14 protein-coding genes and 2 pseudogenes are annotated in these 16,464 nt (G+C 69.3%); 9 read left to right on the forward strand and 7 right to left on the reverse strand.

Annotation, left to right across the window (positions count from 1 at the left end; genetic code table 11):
* The first annotated feature begins 332 nt into the window (after positions 1-332).
* The gene (locus tag ACRXBZ_RS22875) at positions 333-593 is read left to right on the forward strand and encodes a hypothetical protein (RefSeq protein WP_433880841.1); all 261 of its coding nucleotides are present in this window, start codon (positions 333-335) and stop codon (positions 591-593) included.
* Positions 590-901: pseudogene (locus ACRXBZ_RS22880) on the forward strand (ABC transporter substrate-binding protein); the annotation flags it as partial. The gene ACRXBZ_RS22875 and the pseudogene ACRXBZ_RS22880, both read left to right, overlap by 4 nt.
* Here the strand turns inward: ACRXBZ_RS22880 and ACRXBZ_RS22885 are convergent.
* From ACRXBZ_RS22885 to ACRXBZ_RS22895, 3 genes are all read right to left on the reverse strand, one after another.
* Positions 787-1,044 (reverse strand): hypothetical protein, encoded by a 258-nt coding sequence (locus tag ACRXBZ_RS22885; protein ID WP_433880842.1) that lies wholly within the window; start codon positions 1,042-1,044, stop codon positions 787-789. The pseudogene ACRXBZ_RS22880 and the gene ACRXBZ_RS22885 overlap by 115 nt on opposite strands.
* A gap of 154 nt (positions 1,045-1,198) precedes the next feature.
* On the reverse strand, positions 1,199-2,695 hold the full coding sequence (locus tag ACRXBZ_RS22890; RefSeq protein ID WP_433883944.1) for a glutamate-cysteine ligase family protein: 1,497 nt from the start codon (positions 2,693-2,695) through the stop codon (positions 1,199-1,201).
* A gap of 119 nt (positions 2,696-2,814) precedes the next feature.
* The gene (locus ACRXBZ_RS22895; RefSeq protein WP_433880843.1) at positions 2,815-3,750 is read right to left on the reverse strand and encodes an aldo/keto reductase; all 936 of its coding nucleotides are present in this window, start codon (positions 3,748-3,750) and stop codon (positions 2,815-2,817) included.
* Positions 3,751-3,977: 227 nt separating this feature from the next.
* Between ACRXBZ_RS22895 and ACRXBZ_RS22900 the strand changes: the two genes are divergently transcribed.
* Both ACRXBZ_RS22900 and ACRXBZ_RS22905 read left to right on the forward strand, forming a co-directional pair.
* The gene (locus ACRXBZ_RS22900; protein ID WP_433880844.1) at positions 3,978-4,781 is read left to right on the forward strand and encodes a TrmH family RNA methyltransferase; all 804 of its coding nucleotides are present in this window, start codon (positions 3,978-3,980) and stop codon (positions 4,779-4,781) included.
* Entirely contained in the window at positions 4,781-5,392 is a 612-nt protein-coding gene (locus tag ACRXBZ_RS22905; RefSeq protein WP_433880845.1) for a DUF2537 domain-containing protein, read from the forward strand. Before ACRXBZ_RS22900 ends, ACRXBZ_RS22905 begins: the two co-directional genes overlap by 1 nt.
* A gap of 476 nt (positions 5,393-5,868) precedes the next feature.
* Here the strand turns inward: ACRXBZ_RS22905 and sepH are convergent, their stop codons facing one another.
* From sepH to ACRXBZ_RS22925, 4 genes are all read right to left on the reverse strand, one after another.
* Positions 5,869-6,771 (reverse strand): septation protein SepH, encoded by a 903-nt coding sequence (sepH, locus tag ACRXBZ_RS22910; protein ID WP_433880846.1) that lies wholly within the window; start codon positions 6,769-6,771, stop codon positions 5,869-5,871.
* Between the two features lie 267 nt (positions 6,772-7,038).
* Complete coding sequence (gene serC / locus ACRXBZ_RS22915; RefSeq protein ID WP_433880847.1) at positions 7,039-8,181, reverse strand: phosphoserine transaminase; 1,143 nt, start codon at positions 8,179-8,181, stop codon at positions 7,039-7,041.
* Between the two features lie 256 nt (positions 8,182-8,437).
* The gene (locus tag ACRXBZ_RS22920; RefSeq protein ID WP_168586387.1) at positions 8,438-9,364 is read right to left on the reverse strand and encodes an SEC-C metal-binding domain-containing protein; all 927 of its coding nucleotides are present in this window, start codon (positions 9,362-9,364) and stop codon (positions 8,438-8,440) included.
* A 133-nt stretch (positions 9,365-9,497) separates the two neighbouring features.
* Positions 9,498-10,625: a citrate synthase 2 gene (locus ACRXBZ_RS22925; protein ID WP_433880848.1), complete on the reverse strand. Its 1,128-nt coding sequence runs from the start codon at positions 10,623-10,625 to the stop codon at positions 9,498-9,500.
* A 276-nt stretch (positions 10,626-10,901) separates the two neighbouring features.
* Here ACRXBZ_RS22925 and ACRXBZ_RS22930 point away from each other — a divergent pair.
* From ACRXBZ_RS22930 to ACRXBZ_RS22950, 5 genes and pseudogenes are all read left to right on the forward strand, one after another.
* Positions 10,902-11,192, forward strand: a pseudogene (locus tag ACRXBZ_RS22930) (urease subunit gamma); the annotation flags it as partial.
* Positions 11,193-11,612: 420 nt separating this feature from the next.
* Positions 11,613-12,266 carry a pyridoxamine 5'-phosphate oxidase gene (pdxH, locus tag ACRXBZ_RS22935; protein WP_433880849.1) on the forward strand — a complete coding sequence of 218 codons (654 nt, stop codon included), beginning with the start codon at positions 11,613-11,615 and terminating at the stop codon, positions 12,264-12,266.
* A gap of 327 nt (positions 12,267-12,593) precedes the next feature.
* Complete coding sequence (locus ACRXBZ_RS22940) at positions 12,594-13,886, forward strand: MFS transporter (protein WP_433880850.1); 1,293 nt, start codon at positions 12,594-12,596, stop codon at positions 13,884-13,886.
* Positions 13,887-13,997: 111 nt separating this feature from the next.
* Entirely contained in the window at positions 13,998-15,392 is a 1,395-nt protein-coding gene (locus ACRXBZ_RS22945; RefSeq protein ID WP_433880851.1) for an APC family permease, read from the forward strand.
* A 60-nt stretch (positions 15,393-15,452) separates the two neighbouring features.
* Positions 15,453-16,373: an aldose 1-epimerase family protein gene (locus tag ACRXBZ_RS22950; protein ID WP_433880852.1), complete on the forward strand. Its 921-nt coding sequence runs from the start codon at positions 15,453-15,455 to the stop codon at positions 16,371-16,373.
* The last annotated feature ends 91 nt before the right edge of the window (positions 16,374-16,464 follow it).

The following is a 16,464-nucleotide window of genomic DNA, read 5'->3' on the forward strand; positions in this document are numbered from 1 at the left end:
ATGGAGGTGTTGATCTCACCTGTCGGACGAGTTGCGCCAATAGCCCCGGTGATCTGCGATAACCCTGCGGCGTGGGGGAATTTGCCCGGTTGGCCCGGTTCGAGGGGTCGGGCAGCATCCTCGGCAGACCCTGCGAGCGGGAGAAGCCGGCCGAAGTCCGGCGCTGACCCGCAACGGTAGGCCGAGCACCGCACGGCGAGCCCGATCGCCCGTTCGCGAGGGATGACTCCAACGACCGCCGTGGCCTGCGGTCGGGGTTTGGGACTCGCAGCCTCTTGTGCGGTCCCGGCCTTCCCGCATTCCCGCAGGCCGGCTAGACCCTGGAACGCACGATGCGCCGCTTGCTCGTCGCGCAGATCGGGCGCGTCACGGGGAGCGGCGATTTCGCGCGAAATCGCCGCCCGGCACGCGTGGGCAATGGCGATTTCGCGCGAAATCGCCACCCGCGACGGCCCGACCGGCTCCTGCTCGCCCTCGTCCTCGTCACGCTCTCCATCACTGGCTGCACCACCGCCGAACCGCAGAGTGACGGGTTGCGAATCGCGAACTGCGGTCGCACCGAGACGTCCCGGAGCCGCCGAAGCGCGTGGTGAGCCCCAACCAGCACGCCACCGAGATCCTCTTGACGCTGGGCTTGGGCGATCGGCTGGTCGGCACCGCCTACCCGGACGGCCACGCGCCGCCACCGTCGGTGGCCGCCGCCTACGCCCAGGCGCCGCTGCTCGCCGACCAGTACCCGTCCTACGAGCGCATCCTCGAAGCCGAGCCCGACCTGGTCGTCGGCGGCTACGTCAGCGCCTTCGACGACACGACCGGCGGGGGCCGGAAAACGCTGGAGGCCAGCGGGATTCGAACGCTGCTGCTCTCGGAGTCCTGCGCCGCGGGCCCGTCCGGGATGGACACGCTGCTGACCGACATCGCGATGTTCGGCGAGGTGCTGGGCCTGCCGGAGAACGCTCGGCGGTCGCGGCCGACATCGAAGGCCGGGTACGCGCGGTCAAGCAGCGACTGGAGGGCACGGCGCCGGTGGATCTCATCAGCCACAACTACCACCCGGTCCTCGAGGTCGACGGACCCCTCTGGCGGCCCTGATCCCGCAATTTCAATGGAAATCGGAGCTCCGATTTCCATTGAAATTGCGGGGTACAGGTGGGAGCTGCGATCTGGACGTTGGGGGGATCGCCCGATTCCGGGGAAATCACCCCACCGGCCAGGCGTGGACCGGGTCTCCGTTGTCGGCGAGGTCGATGTAGCGGCGCAGCATGCCGGCCAGGGCGCCGTGCCGGTCCGCGCCGCGGTCTTCCAGCAGCGCAACGGTTTCCCGCTGCCAGGTCGAACCGTTGCGCTTCGCCAGGCAGCGCTTCTCGATCACGCCCAGGTAGCGCTCGCACGCGGCGTCCGACACCCCGCACGCCCGCAGGCCGTCGTGCGCCATCGGCAGCAGACGTCGCAACACGAGCTCATCCGGCTTTATCCAGCCGATGCTCGGCCAGTAGAGGTGCGCGTCGAAGCCATGCCGCGCCCCGGCGTAGAAATTCTCCTCCGCCGCCGCGAACGACATCTGCGTCCACAATGGACGATCTTGTTCGGTGAGCGCCCGCTGGGCGCCGTAGAAGAACGCGGCGTTGGCGACGATGTCCACCACCGACGGCCCCGACGGCAGCACGCGGTTCTCCACCCGCAGGTGCGGAACCCCACCCACCAGGTCGTAAACCGGCCGGTTCCAGCGCCAGATGGTGCCGTTGTGCAACCGCAGCTCGGCCAGCGTCGGCGCCCGGCCGGCTTCCAGCGCGGCCACCGGGTCCTCTTCCTCCGGCTCCGGCAGCAACGCCGGGAAGTAGCGGACGTTCTCCTCGAACAGGTCGAAGATCGACGTGATCCAACGCTCCCCGAACCACACCCGCGGCCGCACGCCCTGGTTCTTCAACTCCACCGGACGCGTGTCGGTGGCCTGCAGGAACAGCGGGATCCGCGTCTCGTGCCACAACGCCTTGCCCAGCAGGAACGGGGAATTCGCGCCGATGGCCACCTGCACCCCGGCCAGGCACTGCGCGGCGTTCCAGTGCGCCGCGAAGTCCTCCGGCGCCACCTGCAGGTGCAGCTGGACGGAGGTGCACGCCGACTCCGGCAGGATCGAGTCCGCGTAGGAGCGCAGCTTCTCGGACTGCGCCTCGTCGAGCGGCACGCCCTCCATGTCCAGCAGCATTTCTTCGCCGCGTGCTAGGAAGATCTGCTCATTGAGCAGCGAGTACCGCGGGTTGCGCGACAGCCAGTTCGGGTCGAAGTGCGCGCTGCGCAGCGTCGGCAGCGTGCCGATCATGACGATCTTCGCCCCGGCGTCGTGCGCCCCGCTGTCCGCGCGCAGCAGCGCGGCGCGCATCCGGGCCTCCAGCTTCAGGGCGCTGTCCCCGGCCAGCACCTGGGGCTCGACGTTGAGCTCGATGTTCTGCTGGCCGAGCTCGGTGGTGAACACCGGCTCGCTGATCTTTTCCAGCACCACCGCGTTGGACATGGACGGCTCCATCTGGTCGTCCACCAGGCACAGCTCCATCTCCAGCCCCATCTGCTGGTGAGGGAAGGAGAAATTGCCTTCGGCGAGCATCCGGGCCAGGGCGTCCAGGCCGCGCTGCATCTTGCTCCGATACCGCTGCCGGTCCACTGGCTTGAAGGGTTGATCGTCCACGTGCCTTCCCATGCCGTCTCCCCGCTTGATCGGCAGCACGTCAGCGCGCAGCGCTGGGGAAACCACCGTGACACATCGGTACCCGGGGGACCAGCGGCCAAAACGGTGTCACCGGAAGGTCCGCAGAATGATCAACGGGAGGCGTCCGCAAGCCGCTCCAGCTCGGCGGAAGTGAGCGTGAGTTGGGCCGCCGGGAGCAGATCCGCTAGCTGTTCGGGGTTGCGGGCGCTGGCGATCGGCGCAGTAACACTGCGTTGTCCCAACAGCCACGCCAGTGCGACCGAAGGGATAGGCACGTTACGGAGTGTCGCGATTTCGTCCAATCCAGCGAGTACTTTCACGCCGCGCTCGTCCAAGTAGGTGCGGGCACCCTCGGCCCGCGGGCTCTCCGAGCTGTCGCCGCCCGGCCGGTACTTGCCCGTCAGGAATCCCTTGGCCAGCGCGTAGTACGGCAGCACCGCCAGATTCTCGCGAACGCAGAGTTCGGCGAGTTCGCCCTCGAAGTGGCCGCGCTCCACCAGGTTGTAGTGCGGCTGTAAGGCGTCGAAGCGGGCAAGGCCCTCGCGGCGCGAGATCTCCAGCGCCTCGGCCAGACGTGGTGCGGTGTAGTTCGACGCCGCGATGTAGCGGACCTTGCCGTCCCGCACCAGTTCGTCGAACGCGCCCAGCGTCTCGGCCAGCGGCGTGGCCTGGTCGTCGCTGTGCGCGTAGTACAGGTCGATGTGATCGACTCCCAGGCGTCGCAACGAATCTTCGGCCGCGGCCTTGATGTTCGCCGCCGACAGGCCGGGGCGGTCCTGCCACCTGCCGACCTTGGTGGCGATCACGATGTCGTCGCGGTTGCCCCGGGCGCGCAGCCACTCGCCGATCAGCGTTTCCGACTCGCCGCCCGAATTGCCCGGAGCGAAAGAGGAATAGCTGTCGGCGGTGTCTATGAAGTTGCCGCCCGCGGCGGAGTAGCGGTCCAGGACGTCGAAGGTCTCGTCGCGGTCGGCCGTCCAGCCGAACACGTTGCCACCGAGGCAAATGGGGAAGACGTCGAGTTCAGTGTTGCCGAGTCGAGCCATGTCGCGAACCTACTCCTCCTGTGGTCGGCCGATCCGGTGGCGGACGGCACAGTCGTCGATCTTCGCACGTTTTGCCCGGAATCCCAGGCGAATCCGGGTCAGGTCAACGGACACACCGGCATCTCCGACACCGCCGATCCCACTGACCGAGAACGACAACGCGGTTCACCCGCAACGCGCCAGCCGGGGCGGCCAGCCCGATTGGCGGCGGGTGCGAGAATGCGCGCGTGGCGCACATTGTGGAGGTCAGCGATGCCGACGACCCGAGGGTCGATGACTTCCGCGATCTGTCCCGCGCGGACCGCCGCCCGGATCGCCCGGGCGGGCGCGGGCTGGTGATCGCCGAAGGCGTCGTGGTGGTCGAGCGACTGCTCGCCTCGCCGTACCCGGTGCGGGCGCTGTTCGGGGTGCGCCGCCGGATCGAGGAACTGGCCGAGGCCACCGCCGCCCTCGACGTGCCCGCCTACGTCACCGATGCCGACGTGATGGCGAGCGTGGTCGGCTTCCACCTGAATCGCGGCGTGCTGGCGGTCGCCGACCGAGCCCCGGTCATCGAGCCGGCGGAGCTCATCGGCCGGTCCCGCCGCCTGGCGGTGCTGGAAGGCATCGGCGACCACGAGAACCTCGGCGCGCTGTTCCGCAACGCCGCCGCGCTCGGCATCGACGGCGTGCTGCTCGGCGCGGGATGTTCGGACCCGCTGTACCGGCGCAGCGTCCGGGTGTCGATGGGGCACGTGCTCCGGGTCCCGTTTGCCCACCTCACCTCCTGGCCAGAAGACCTCAAGCTGTTGCACGACAACGGCTTCCGGATCGCCGCGCTCACCCCCCGAGCGGATTCGAAATCCCTTCGCGACGCGGAGCTGGGCCGGGGTTCAGTGGCGGTGCTGCTTGGCTCGGAAGGCCCGGGGCTCACCGACGAGGCCATCGAGGCCGCGGACGTCGCGGTCCGGATCCCGATGGTCAGCGGGGTGGATTCGCTCAACGTCGCCACCGCCGCGGCGATCACCTTCCACGCGATGAGCGGAGCGTGATGGACGCCCGGGAATCCGGCTGGGAGCTGCACGCACGATCCGGTCGCGCGGTGCTGGTGCGCGGCGTCGGTCGCGAGGTCGACCCGGCCCGGCTGAGGCTGCCGGGTGCGCTTGTCGCTGCGTTGCACGAGTGGGCGCACGTGGTGGAGGCCGTGCAGGCTGAGGAAACCGCGGACAACGACGCGGAGCTGGTGTCGCAGCGCGGTCGCCAGTTGGCGATGCGGCTCGCGGCGGAGACCGGCGGGCAGATCGGCTACGTCGACCCGCTCAGCGGCGAACTGGACCGCATCGGCCGGCCGCGCTCGGCGCACGCGATACCTGGACGCCGTGGCGGAACGCTCGCCCCGGTGCCGCCAACGCCGTGGGGTCCGGGCCTGGTGGTCAGCGCGATCATCGGGGCGATCGTGGCGGTGACCCTGGTGGTGGTGACGCAGGGGCTGGCGGACGTGAGCGGAATCCTCGCGGCGGTGGTCAACCTCGCGGTCGCGGCCGGGTTCACGCCGTCGATCTGGCTGGGCCGGTACGTTCCGGTCTGGCGCTGGGTGGCCTACGGAACGGCGGCGGGCATAGTCGCCGCCTGGATAGCGCTGACCCTCAGCCTCCTCGGCTGACACCGGATCGCGGCCGACCACGCAATTTCAATGCGCGTTTTTCAATCTCTTCTTGCGTTCTGGTGCAGGTAGCGGAACCTCAGCGGTCTTCTCGGCTGTGGGATCCCGGGACTTGTGTATGACCGACCAATACGCGGCGCCGGGCTGTCCTCGCGAGAAGACTGCTGAGAACCCGCGGCGGTGCAGGCTGCGAAGGTGGGCCAAGGCGGCTACGCCGCTTGCGGCAGCCCCGGACCGTGGGACTTCAGGCGTCGCGGCTGCGGATCGACCAGGATGACAAAGGCTCAGATGAAAAAGGCTCAATGGAAATCCGAACTCTGATTTCCATTGAATCGGGGGAGTTGTCCACATCTGTCGGCGTGTTTTGGTCCGACACGCCGACAGAGTGCAATTTCCATCGAAATCCAAGTGACCGTGGACATGCCAACGGGCCGGGTGAGCTTGGTGCTCGCCCCGGCCCCGTTGGGTTTCTGTCGTCAGCGGTGGGACCGGACGCCGAGCAGGACGTCCTCCCACGACGGCACGATCGGATGACTCTTGCGCCCGCGCCGCGGCTCCGCCTTGCGCTGCGCGTCGTCCTCCGCCGCCTCGGCGGTCGCGCCTTCGGCGCTTTCCTCCGCCACCGGCTCTTCCGCCGGCTCCGTCGGCGGGCCGGTGTCCAGATCGAGGCTCGGAGCCTCCGGCCGCGCCGCGGCCACCGGCTCCTCCATCCGCTCCTGCACCGGCTGTGCCTGCTGGTCCAGCTGCAGCGCTTCGCGCGCCAGCTCGGTGACCGGCCGGACAGTCCGCAGTGGGCGGTTCGGGGATGGGTCGAGCAGGTCGGCGGCGTGGTCGTCGAGCGCGGCGACGGTGCCGCCGTGCGCGCCCGGGTGGAAGACCCAGTGCGCGCGGTTTTCCGAGCGCCCGGCCTGCCAGGTCAGCTGCACGACCCACTTGCCGTCTTCGCCGCGCCAGGAGCCCCAGTTGGCTTCGGAGTACTCGTGGCCGCGCATGCCGAAGGTGTGCGCGACGACCTCGCCGAGCGTCTGGACGTCCGGGCCGTCTTCGCGGACCGGGTGCGCGCGCTGCGCCATCTCGGCGATCTGGGCGCGTTCGAGCAGCACGGGGTAGGCGTAGCGCTCGACCCGGTGTTCCGGGATGCCGGACGCCTCCGCGATCTGCGCCACGGACGCGCCGGAGCGGATGCGGGACTGGATCTCCCGGGGCCGCATCTGGGCTTCCATCTCGATCTGGACCTGGCCGAGCCTGGTGAGGTCGCCGCGGGCTGCGGCACGCAGTCGTTCGTCGGCGGGCACGGTGAAGCGCTCGCCGTTCTCCGGGTCCTCGCAGATGACGGATTCACCGTCCTCGTCGAGCCCGACCACTCGCAGCGCTCGCATACGCCAGCCTCCCGCCGACCTACATGTCACCAAGCTGTGACAGTAACCCGGCGCGCCGCCTTGACGCGGGAGGCACGCCGGGCACGTCGTATCCGCATTGGTCGCTCTCTCCGGCCTCGATCTTGCCGGAAAGGTGGTGCTTGAGCGAACGGGTAAAATCACTCATTTTCGGTGAATGTCACCAATAGTGGCCAACTGTTCACTTAGTGGAGTGGCGTTCGGGCCAAAAGCCGCCGGGATCGGCCTCGATCCCGGCGGCTATGCGTGTCAGGAGAGCTGCGAAACCACCCAATCGATGGACTTCGTCAGTGCGGTGACGTCGTCCGGGGCGATCGCCGGAAACATGCCGACCCGCAGCTGGTTGCGGCCCAGCTTGCGGTACGGCTCGGTGTCCACGATCCCGTTGGCGCGCAACGCCTTCGCGACCGCCGCGGCGTCGACGGAGTCGGCGAAGTCGACCGTGCCGACCACCTGGGAGCGCTTCGCCGGGTCGGCGACGAACGGGGTGGCGAACTCCGACGCCTCGGCCCAGGAGTACAGCCGCTGCGACGACTCGCGGGTGCGCTGGACGCACCAGTCCAGCCCGCCCTGGCCGTTCATCCACTCGATCTGGTCGGCGAGCAGGAACAGGGTGGCGACCGCCGGGGTGTTGTAGGTCTGGTCCTTGCGGGAGTTGTCCAGCGCGGTGGGCAGCGACAAGAACTCCGGCATCCAGCGGTCGGACGCGCCGATCTCGCCGATCCGCTCGATCGCGGCCGGGCTCATCGCGGCCAGCCACAGCCCGCCGTCGGCGGCGAAGCACTTCTGCGGCGCGAAGTAGTAGACGTCGACGTCGGCCGCGTCGAAGGGCAGCCCGCCCGCGCCCGAGGTGGCGTCGATCGCGATCAGCGCGTTCTCCGAGCCCTCCGGGCGGCTCGGCGCGAGCATCACGCCGGTGGAAGTTTCGTTGTGCGCCCAGCCGATCAGGTCGACGGACGGGTCCGACACCGGCTCCGGCGCGTCGCCCGGCTCGGCGGCGACCACCACCGGGTCGGCCAGGAACGGCGCGGTCTTGGCGGCCTTGGCGAACTTCGAGGAGAACTCGCCGTAGGTGAGGTGCAGCGACCGCTCGCGGACCAGGCCGAACGTCGCGGCGTCCCAGAACGCCGTGGTGCCGCCGACACCCAGCACGACCTCGTAGCCGTCGGGCAGCGAGAACAGCTCCTGCAGTCCTTCCCGGACCCGCCCGACCAGGGACTTCACCGGCTTCTGCCGGTGCGAGGTGCCCATCAGCGCGGCGCCCGCGTCGGCCAGGTGGGCGAGCTGCTCGTCGCGCACCTTGGACGGACCGCAGCCGAACCGGCCGTCGGCGGGCTTGAGTTCCTCGGGCAGCTTCAGGGTCGTCGGATCGATGGTCTCGGCCTGCGTCATGCCGGCGCCTCCGGGCGTTGTTGTGGTGACTGTGCAGGTGGCGGGGCGTGCCTCCCGCGCGCCAGTGGCCTGATGACCGGCGCCTTTGCCGGCTCGGCTCAAGTGTTGCAGCAGGGTTTCCGAGGGGTGACCCCGGTGCTGCGAACAGCCGCACCGCAACTTACTGCGGACCATCGCAGTTGGCCAACATCCCGCCGGGCAACATCACCTGATCTTGGTCGGCCCTGCGGCGGCGGTCGGCCCCGCGGCGCGTGGCTCAGGCGAAGCCGGGGGCTCCGCAGCACTTCTTGTACTTGCGGTCGGAGCCGCACCAGCAGGCGTCGTTGCGGCCCGGCGGCCAGGCGCTCGCGAGCCCGCGGCGGGCGGTTTCGGCGGCGAACTCCTCGCGGGCGGACCGCTCGCCAGGGGCTATTCCGCAGGACGCGGCGAAGTCCACCAGCGCCCCGATCGAGCCGATGACCACGGCAGGTGCCGGGTGCTGCCGCAGGGCCCGCTGGACCTCCCGGCGGTGCTCCAGGTGTGTGGTGCCCGGGTACCAGGTCGGGCGTCCTCGTTGGAGCTCGGCGAATTCCTCCGGCGGCCAGTAGAGGACCGCGAGCCGTTCGGTCTCGTCGTGCCGCCGGATCTCGCGGATCTGCTCGCCGATCTGGCGGCCGTGGTCGGTCAGGCGGTCGAGGAGGTCGTCGAACCCGTCCTTCGGCAGGCCCAGCTCGCGGCGCAGGAGGCTGCGCTGGCGCAGCAGCTCGGAACCGGCATCGCCCTTCTCCAGTTCGACGTCCAGGCTTGGGATGAACCGGTTGACGCCGACGTTGAGCCAGCGCAGAGCCTCCTGGGGTGCGTCGACGAGCTGGTAAGCGATCGACGCCGTCGCGTAGGCCCACTCGCAGTTCGAGCCCTCGCGGAGCAGCTGCGCGAAGCGTTCCTCGGCCTCCGCGCGCCGCCCGTGGGTCAGCAGGAACTTCGCGTACGCGGCGGCGCCGTTGAGCACGTTGTTGTCGTCGTCGACCTCGGCCGCGGCGCGTAGGGCCCGTTCTTCGCGCTCGTGCTCGCCCGCGAAATGCCAGTAATCCGCCGCTTCGACGAGGTCGTTGCACTGCTCGCCGCTGGTCTCCGCGTCGGCCTCCAGCGCTTCGGCGTACTCGACGTGCAACCGCCGCTGCGCATCGGTGGATGTGACCGTCACCACTCCACGCTACCGCTGCTGGGAGGTGCTTCGGGGGAGCGGTTCGGGGCGAACGGTCCGTCCGCGTCGGTAGACGGCGCGAACGGATGTCCGTTCGCTTCACCTCCGCCATCGGAGACGGAGCACGCCGCGATCACACCGGGGCGATCAGCTGGTTGATGGAGTCCCATCCCGGGACGTCCTGCGGGGAGCGCGGGTTCGGGCCGACGTACTGCGCCGACGGGCGCACCAGGCGGCCGGTGCGCTGCTGCTCCAGGATGTGCGCCGACCAGCCCGCGAGCCGGGCGCAGGTGAACATCGCCGGCATCATCGCCGTCGGGACCTGGGCGAAGTCGAGCACCACCGCGGCCCAGAACTCCACGTTGGTCTCGATCTGCCGGTCCGGTCGGCGCTCCCGCAGGACCGCCAGCGCGGCCTGCTCCAGCTCCCGGGCCACCTCGAAGCGCGGCGCGCGGAGCTGGTCGCAGGTGTTGCGCAGCACCCTGGCCCGCGGGTCCTCGGCGCGGTAGACGCGGTGGCCGAAGCCCATCAGCCGCCCGCCGCGGTCCAGGATCGACGTCACCACTGCGCGCGCGTCGCCGGTGCGCTCGGCTTCCTCGATCATCGGCAGCACCCGGGCCGGGGCGCCGCCGTGCAGCGGGCCGGACATCGCGCCGACCGCCCCGGACAGGCAGGCGGCGACGTCGGCGCCGGTTGAGGCGATGACCCGGGCGGTGAACGTGGAGGCGTTCAGCCCGTGCTCGGCCGCCGATACCCAGTACGCGTCGAGCGACTGCACGTGTTCGGGGTCCGGTTCGCCGCGCCACCGGATCAGGAACTGCTCGGTGGCCGTCGCGGCTTCTGCGATCCGGGCGTGCGGAACCGGCGGCTGGTCGCCGCGCGCGGACTGCGCCACGAACGACAACCCGAGCGCACTGGAACGCGCCAGCTGCGCGCGGGCCTGTTGCTCGTCGATGTCCAGCAGCGGCGGAAAACCAGCGGTCGGCGCGATCATCGCCAGTGCGGCTTGGACGTCTGCCCGCACGTCGCCGGTGCGGACCGGCAGGACTGCGTCGTCGGCAACCGGCAGGCCGTCGCCGAAGCGACCGTCCACCAGCAGCGCCCAGACGTCGCCGAAGGACACCGTGCCCACCAGGTCCTCGATGTCCACGCCGCGGTAGCGCAGCGCTCCGCCGTCGCGGTCGGGTTCGGCGATCTCGGTCTGGAAGGCGACCACGCCCTCCAGGCCAGGGCGGAATTCGGACTGGCCCGCGTTGCTCATGGCTGCCTCGTCTCCTGGGTGTTCGGTGCCGCGCGTGCGCGGCTCGGGGGACGTGGCGGGGCGTCGTGAACACAGTGCCCCCGCCCGCGAGGTGAAAGCAATCGGATTCACCTGGTGAAAACTCCGGAATGAGATAGATCACACGATCCGGAAATAATTTAGTTAGCGGCGCAAAATTTTGGAAAATAGGTTGTCCCGGTTCAATTGTCTGTCCGCTGGTAAAGCTGCAGTACAGCGCCGGGTGTTGCCGGTCCGCGTGGGTTCAATAGATACCCTCCTCAAGGGCGCGACAAGTTGCTCGTCTACGTTGCGGCCCGCCTAGCGTGCGAGTGGCTGGACCGCGGACTGAAGCCGGACTACCCCGAGGCGGTGGCCGTGATCGCCGACCACGTCGCGGAGGGTGCTCGGGACGGCCGGACCGCCGTGGAGCTGATGCAGAGCGGCCGCCAGGTGCTGCGCGCCGACCAGGTGCTCGACGGAGTGCCCGAGGTGATCCACGACGTGCAGGTCGAGGCGACCTTCCCGGGCGGCACGAAACTGGTCACGGTGCACGACCCGGTCACCTGATGCGGCGGCCCGGCCGGTCACTGATCTCGAATCGACACGCGCGAGGAGTTGCCCACCGCGCTGGCCGAGAACGCCGTGGCCGCCGAGCGCCGGCTCGCAGCGGCGATCGGTCACCATGCGAAGGATCTAGAGGTTCATAGCTGATGAATGCCACGGAGCGGGCAACGGCACCCGCGGCACACGGCGCGTAGACCTTGCTGCGCGCCGGGCGTCCGAACGGGTGTGGGAACGATCACTGCATCGGTTGCGGAATCGATCGTGTAGCACCACTGATTCGGCGTCCGTTCGGATCCCGTTTACCGTCGTAGGCGTGGTTGGCGCCACCAATCGTGTCGCGTCGGCCGTCCAACCCGTACCGTCCGGCGAACAGCCGGAGAAGTCGAGTCGTGCCGCTGCCGGGCGAGTCAGGGAGGAAAAAGCATGTCGGAGGCAAACGTCGCGTTGCCGTCCATGCGGGTGTCCTACGAGGCCGGGGCACTGGATGAGTCGTCGCTCGCCGCCACCTGGCATGAGCAGCTCCAGCTATGGTTCGACGAAGCGGTGCAGGCAGACCTCGTCGAGCCGAACGCGATGGTGCTGGCCACGGCCAACCCCGACGGCATCCCGTCCTCGCGCACCGTGCTCTGCAAGGGCTTCGACCAGCGCGGCGTGGTGTTCTTCACCAACTACACCTCGGAGAAGAGCCACGACCTCAAGGCCACCCAGGTGGCCGCCGCGACCTTCCCGTGGCTGGGCCTGCAGCGCCAGGTAAACGTGCGCGGCACGGTGGAGAAGGTGTCGTCCGCCGAGACCGCCGAGTACTGGGCGGAGCGGCCGCGCGGCTCCCAGTTGGGTGCCTGGGCGTCGCCGCAGTCACAGGTGGTCGCCGGCCGCGATGCGCTGCAGTCGTCGCTGAGCGGCATCCAGCGACGCTTCGCCGACGCCGAGAAGGTGCCGGTGCCGCCGCACTGGGGCGGCTGGCGGATCCGCCCGGATTACGTGGAGTTCTGGCAGGGTCGCGCGGACCGCCTGCACGACCGCCTGCGCTTCCGTCGCTCCAACGACCTCTGGACTGTCGAACGCCTTGCCCCCTGAGCTGGGCCCCTGAGCTGGACCCCCTGAGCTGGGTCACCCGGGCGGTGCGCAATTCTCGCGAGGAAATGCGCACCACCCGGGTCTAAACGACAGCGGCGCGAAGCGTCACCTCGGGGGGTGGCCGCCGGGCGAGGGGCTGGCGTGATTTTTCGGGAAATCGCGCCCTGCATCGGCCAGGCCGCGTTTTCGCAGGTGGTCGAGGCCGTGTTGGTCCCGGCCAGTTTTGGGCGGGTTTTGTCCGGTTTGGCGGAAACCTGTTAGACATCGGTCACACGGGCCCGGAAATGGCATGCCGTTAGCCGGTCTAATCACTAGGGTTTTGCAGCTGTGCAACCCAGCAGCGGAGCCCCGACCAAGTCCCGTCGATCCATCAGGTCCCTGCTGAGCAAGGTCTTCCTCGACGCCAGGCCGCTGCGGTACCCGGCGTACCGCCGCCTGTGGGTGTCCAACATCGTCACCGCCGTCGGAGCGCAGTTCTCTGCGGTCGCGGTGCCCAAGCAGCTCTACGACATCACCGGCTCCTCCGCCTACGTCGGCCTAGCCGGGATCTTCGGCTTGGTGCCGCTGCTGGTGTTCGGCCTGTGGGGCGGCGCGATCGCGGACACCGTCGACCGCCGCAAGCTGCTGCTGATCACCAACGGCGGCCTGGCAGGCAGCGCCGTGCTGCTGTGGTTGGTGGCCGCGGCGGACGTCCGGTCGGTCTGGCTCGTGCTGGTGCTCTTCGCCGCGCAGCAGACGTTCTTCGCCGTGAACATGCCGACTCGCGGCGCCGCGATCGCCCGGCTGATCCCGGTGCACCTGCTGCCGTCGGCGCAGGCGCTCGGCGCCACTGTTTTCCAGTTCGGTTCGATCATCGGGCCGCTGCTGGCCGGCATGTTGTTGCCGATGCTCGGGCTTTCGGTGCTGTACCTGGTCGACGCGGTGGCGTTGTGCGCGGCGCTGTGGGTGGTGTTCCGGTTGCCGCCGCTGCCGCCGCAGGAAGGCGCCCCGAAGCGCGCCGGGCTGCGCGCGGTGCTGGACGGATTCCGCTACCTGGCAATGCATTCCGTGCTGCTGGCGTCGTTCCTGATGGACATCATCGCGATGGTGTTCGGCATGCCGCGCGCGCTGTTCCCGGAGATGGCGGAGCGCACCTTCGGCGATCCGCCGGGCGGCGGCGCGGCGCTGGGCTGGCTGTTCGCGGCGATCCCGCTGGGCGCGTTCGCGTTCGGGGTGTTCTCCGGCTGGCTGCACCGGATGACGCGGCACGGCGTCGGCGTCACCGCCAGCGTCGTCGCGTGGGGCATCGCGGTGATCGGATTCGGCTGGGCCGACTCGCTGTGGCTGGCGGTGCTGTTCCTGGCCCTGGGCGGCGGGGCGGACCTGGTGAGCATGGTCTACCGGAGTTCGATCATGCAGGCGGCGGCCACGGACGAGATGCGCGGCCGCATCCAAGGCGTGTTCACGGTCGTCGTCGCCGGTGGGCCGCGGCTGGCCGACACGGTGCACGGCTTGGCGGGCGCGGCGGTCGGCACCTCGACCGCCATCATCGCGGGCGGGGCCCTGGTCGTCGTCGGCGCGGTGGTCGCGGCCGTCCTGCTGCCCGCGTTCTGGCGCTACCGAGCCCCGGCCGCCGAGTAGGCATGACGGTGCCGGAATGGGTATCTTGCCCCGTTTGATCCGGCCGCAGCAGTGCGGTTCGACCAGGGGTGGGCAGACAACCGGACGAACCGCCCTGCACACTTCTCTGCTATGGCCAACGAACAGACCGTGAACGACGCTGCGCCCGGCGGTGCGCAGGAGCCTGGCCTCAAGAAGGTGATGGGCCCGAAACTGTTGCTCTTCTTCGTGGTCGGAGACATCCTCGGCACCACGATCTACTCCCTGACCGGCAAGGTCGCCGGTCTGGTCGGCGGGGCGCTGTGGATCCCGTTCCTGGTCTCGTTCGTGGTCGCCTTCCTGACCGCGTTCAGCTACCTGGAACTGGTCGGCAAGTACCCGAAGGCGGGCGGCGCGCCGCTCTACGTCCACAAGGCGTTCGGCATCCACTTCCTGACGTTCCTCATCGCGTTCGCGGTGATGTGCTCGGGCATCACGTCCGCCTCGTCGGCCGCACAAGCGTTCAGCGGTGACTACCTGGACGCGATCTTCGGCGAGGGCGTGCCGTCCTTGCTGGTGGCGTTGGGCTTCGTGCTGCTGCTGGCGGCGGTCAACTTCCGCGGCGTCGGCGAGTCTGTGAAGATGAACGTGGTGCTGACCTGCATCGAGCTCACCGGCCTGCTGATCGTGATCGGGTGCGGCCTGTGGGCGATCTTCGTCGGCAACAGCAACCCGGACCTGGTTCCGGACCCGAGCCGGTTGGGCCAGCTCAACACCCAGACCACGCCGCTGCTGGCGATCACGTCGGCTACCGCGCTGGCGTTCTTCGCGATGGTTGGCTTCGAGGACTCGGTGAACATGGCCGAGGAGACCCGCAACCCCGCCAAGAACTTCCCGCGCGCCCTGCTGCTCGGTCTGACCATCACGGCGTCGATCTACCTGGTGATCGCGCTGATCACCTCCACGCTGGTGCCCACCGACGAGTTGGCCGGGTCGAGCGGGCCGTTGCTGCTCGTGGTGCAGGCCGCGGCGCCGTGGTTCCCGCCGGTCGTCTTCTCCATCATCGCGCTGTTCGCGGTGACGAACAGCGCGCTGATCAACATGCTGATGGCCAGCCGCCTGGTCTACGGCATGGCGAACGAGGGCATCGTCCCGGCAGTGTTCGGGAAGGTGCACCGGGCCCGGCGGACCCCGTGGGTGTCGATCCTGTTCACCAGCATCATCGCGTTGATCCTGGTGAGCCTCCTGGACATCGGTTCGCTGGGCAGCACCACGTCACTGCTGTTGCTGGCGGTGTTCACGGTGGTCAACGTGGCGGTTCTGGTGCTGCGCAAGGACAAGGTGGAGCACCAGCACTTCAAGGCGCCCACCTGGGTCCCGGTGCTGGGCGCGATCCTCTGCGCTTTCTTCGCCAGTCCGCTGTCGGGCCGTCCGGCGACCGAGTACTACATCGCAGGGGCGCTGCTGGGGATCGGCGTGATCTTCTGGCTGATCAACTACTTCATCAAGGGCCAGACGAAGTTCGATGCCGAGGCGTTGAACAAGTGAGTCCCGATCGGGTCACCGTTCGCGGTGACCCGATCGCCGCACCGGCCGTACAGTTGGCAGGTGCATGATCCTGTTCCCGCCACCGGACGGCAGTTCGAGATCGCGTCCGGAGCCTCGCGCGCCGTGATCACAGAAGTCGGTGCGGCGCTTCGGGTCTTCGAGGTCGACGGCGTGCCGTACGCGGAGACCTATGACGCGGACCGGCTGCCGCCAGCCGGTGCTGGCGGAGTTATGGTGCCGTGGCCGAACCGGGTCGCCGACGGGCGCTGGCGGTTCGACGGCGAGCCGCAGCAGTTGGCGCTGACCGAGCCCGCGCGGCACAACGCGATCCACGGCCTGTTGCGGCACACCGCGTGGACCCTCGTCGAGCATGCCGAGTCGACGGTGGTCCTGCACGCGATGGTGCCCGCGCAGCCGGGTTGGCCGGTGCCGCTGCTGACGTCCATCGGGTACGCCCTGGACGCGGACGGCCTGACGGTGACGCACACCGTGGAGAACCTGGGGTCGCGGGCGGTTCCGTTCGGGGTCGGCGTGCATCCCTACCCGCGCGCCGGCAACGCCGAAACCGACGACTGCACGCTCCGGCTGGCGGCGTCGACGGTGCTGCCGGTGGACGCGCAGCGGCTGCTCCCGGCGCGACCGCCGCGTGCCCTGCAGGGCGACGAGATGGACTTCCGCACCGGGCGCAGGCTGGCTGGTGTGCTGCTCGACACGGCTTTCGGCGGCGCGACCCCGGCGCCGGGCGACGAGTTCGTGCGGCACACGCTCACCGATCCGAGCGGGCACGGCGTCCAACTCTGGGCCGACCCGGTGTTCAAGTGGGTGCAGGTCTACACGGCGGACGACTTCCCGGGCCGGGGCAGGGCGATCGCGATCGAGCCGATGACCTGCCCGCCGAACGCGTTCAACTCCGGCGAAGACCTCTTGGTCCTGCAACCCGGCGAGAACTGGATCGGCCACTGGGGCCTCAACCCGTTCTGACACCAACCCCTTTCCGCAACCTGACACCAACCCCTTCCGCAACGCGGAATCCCGGTTCCCCTGTCCGCAATTTCAATGGAAATCGGACCTT

Source organism: Saccharopolyspora hattusasensis (assembly GCF_050972075.1).
Taxonomy (GTDB): Bacteria; Actinomycetota; Actinomycetes; order Mycobacteriales; family Pseudonocardiaceae; genus Saccharopolyspora; species Saccharopolyspora hattusasensis.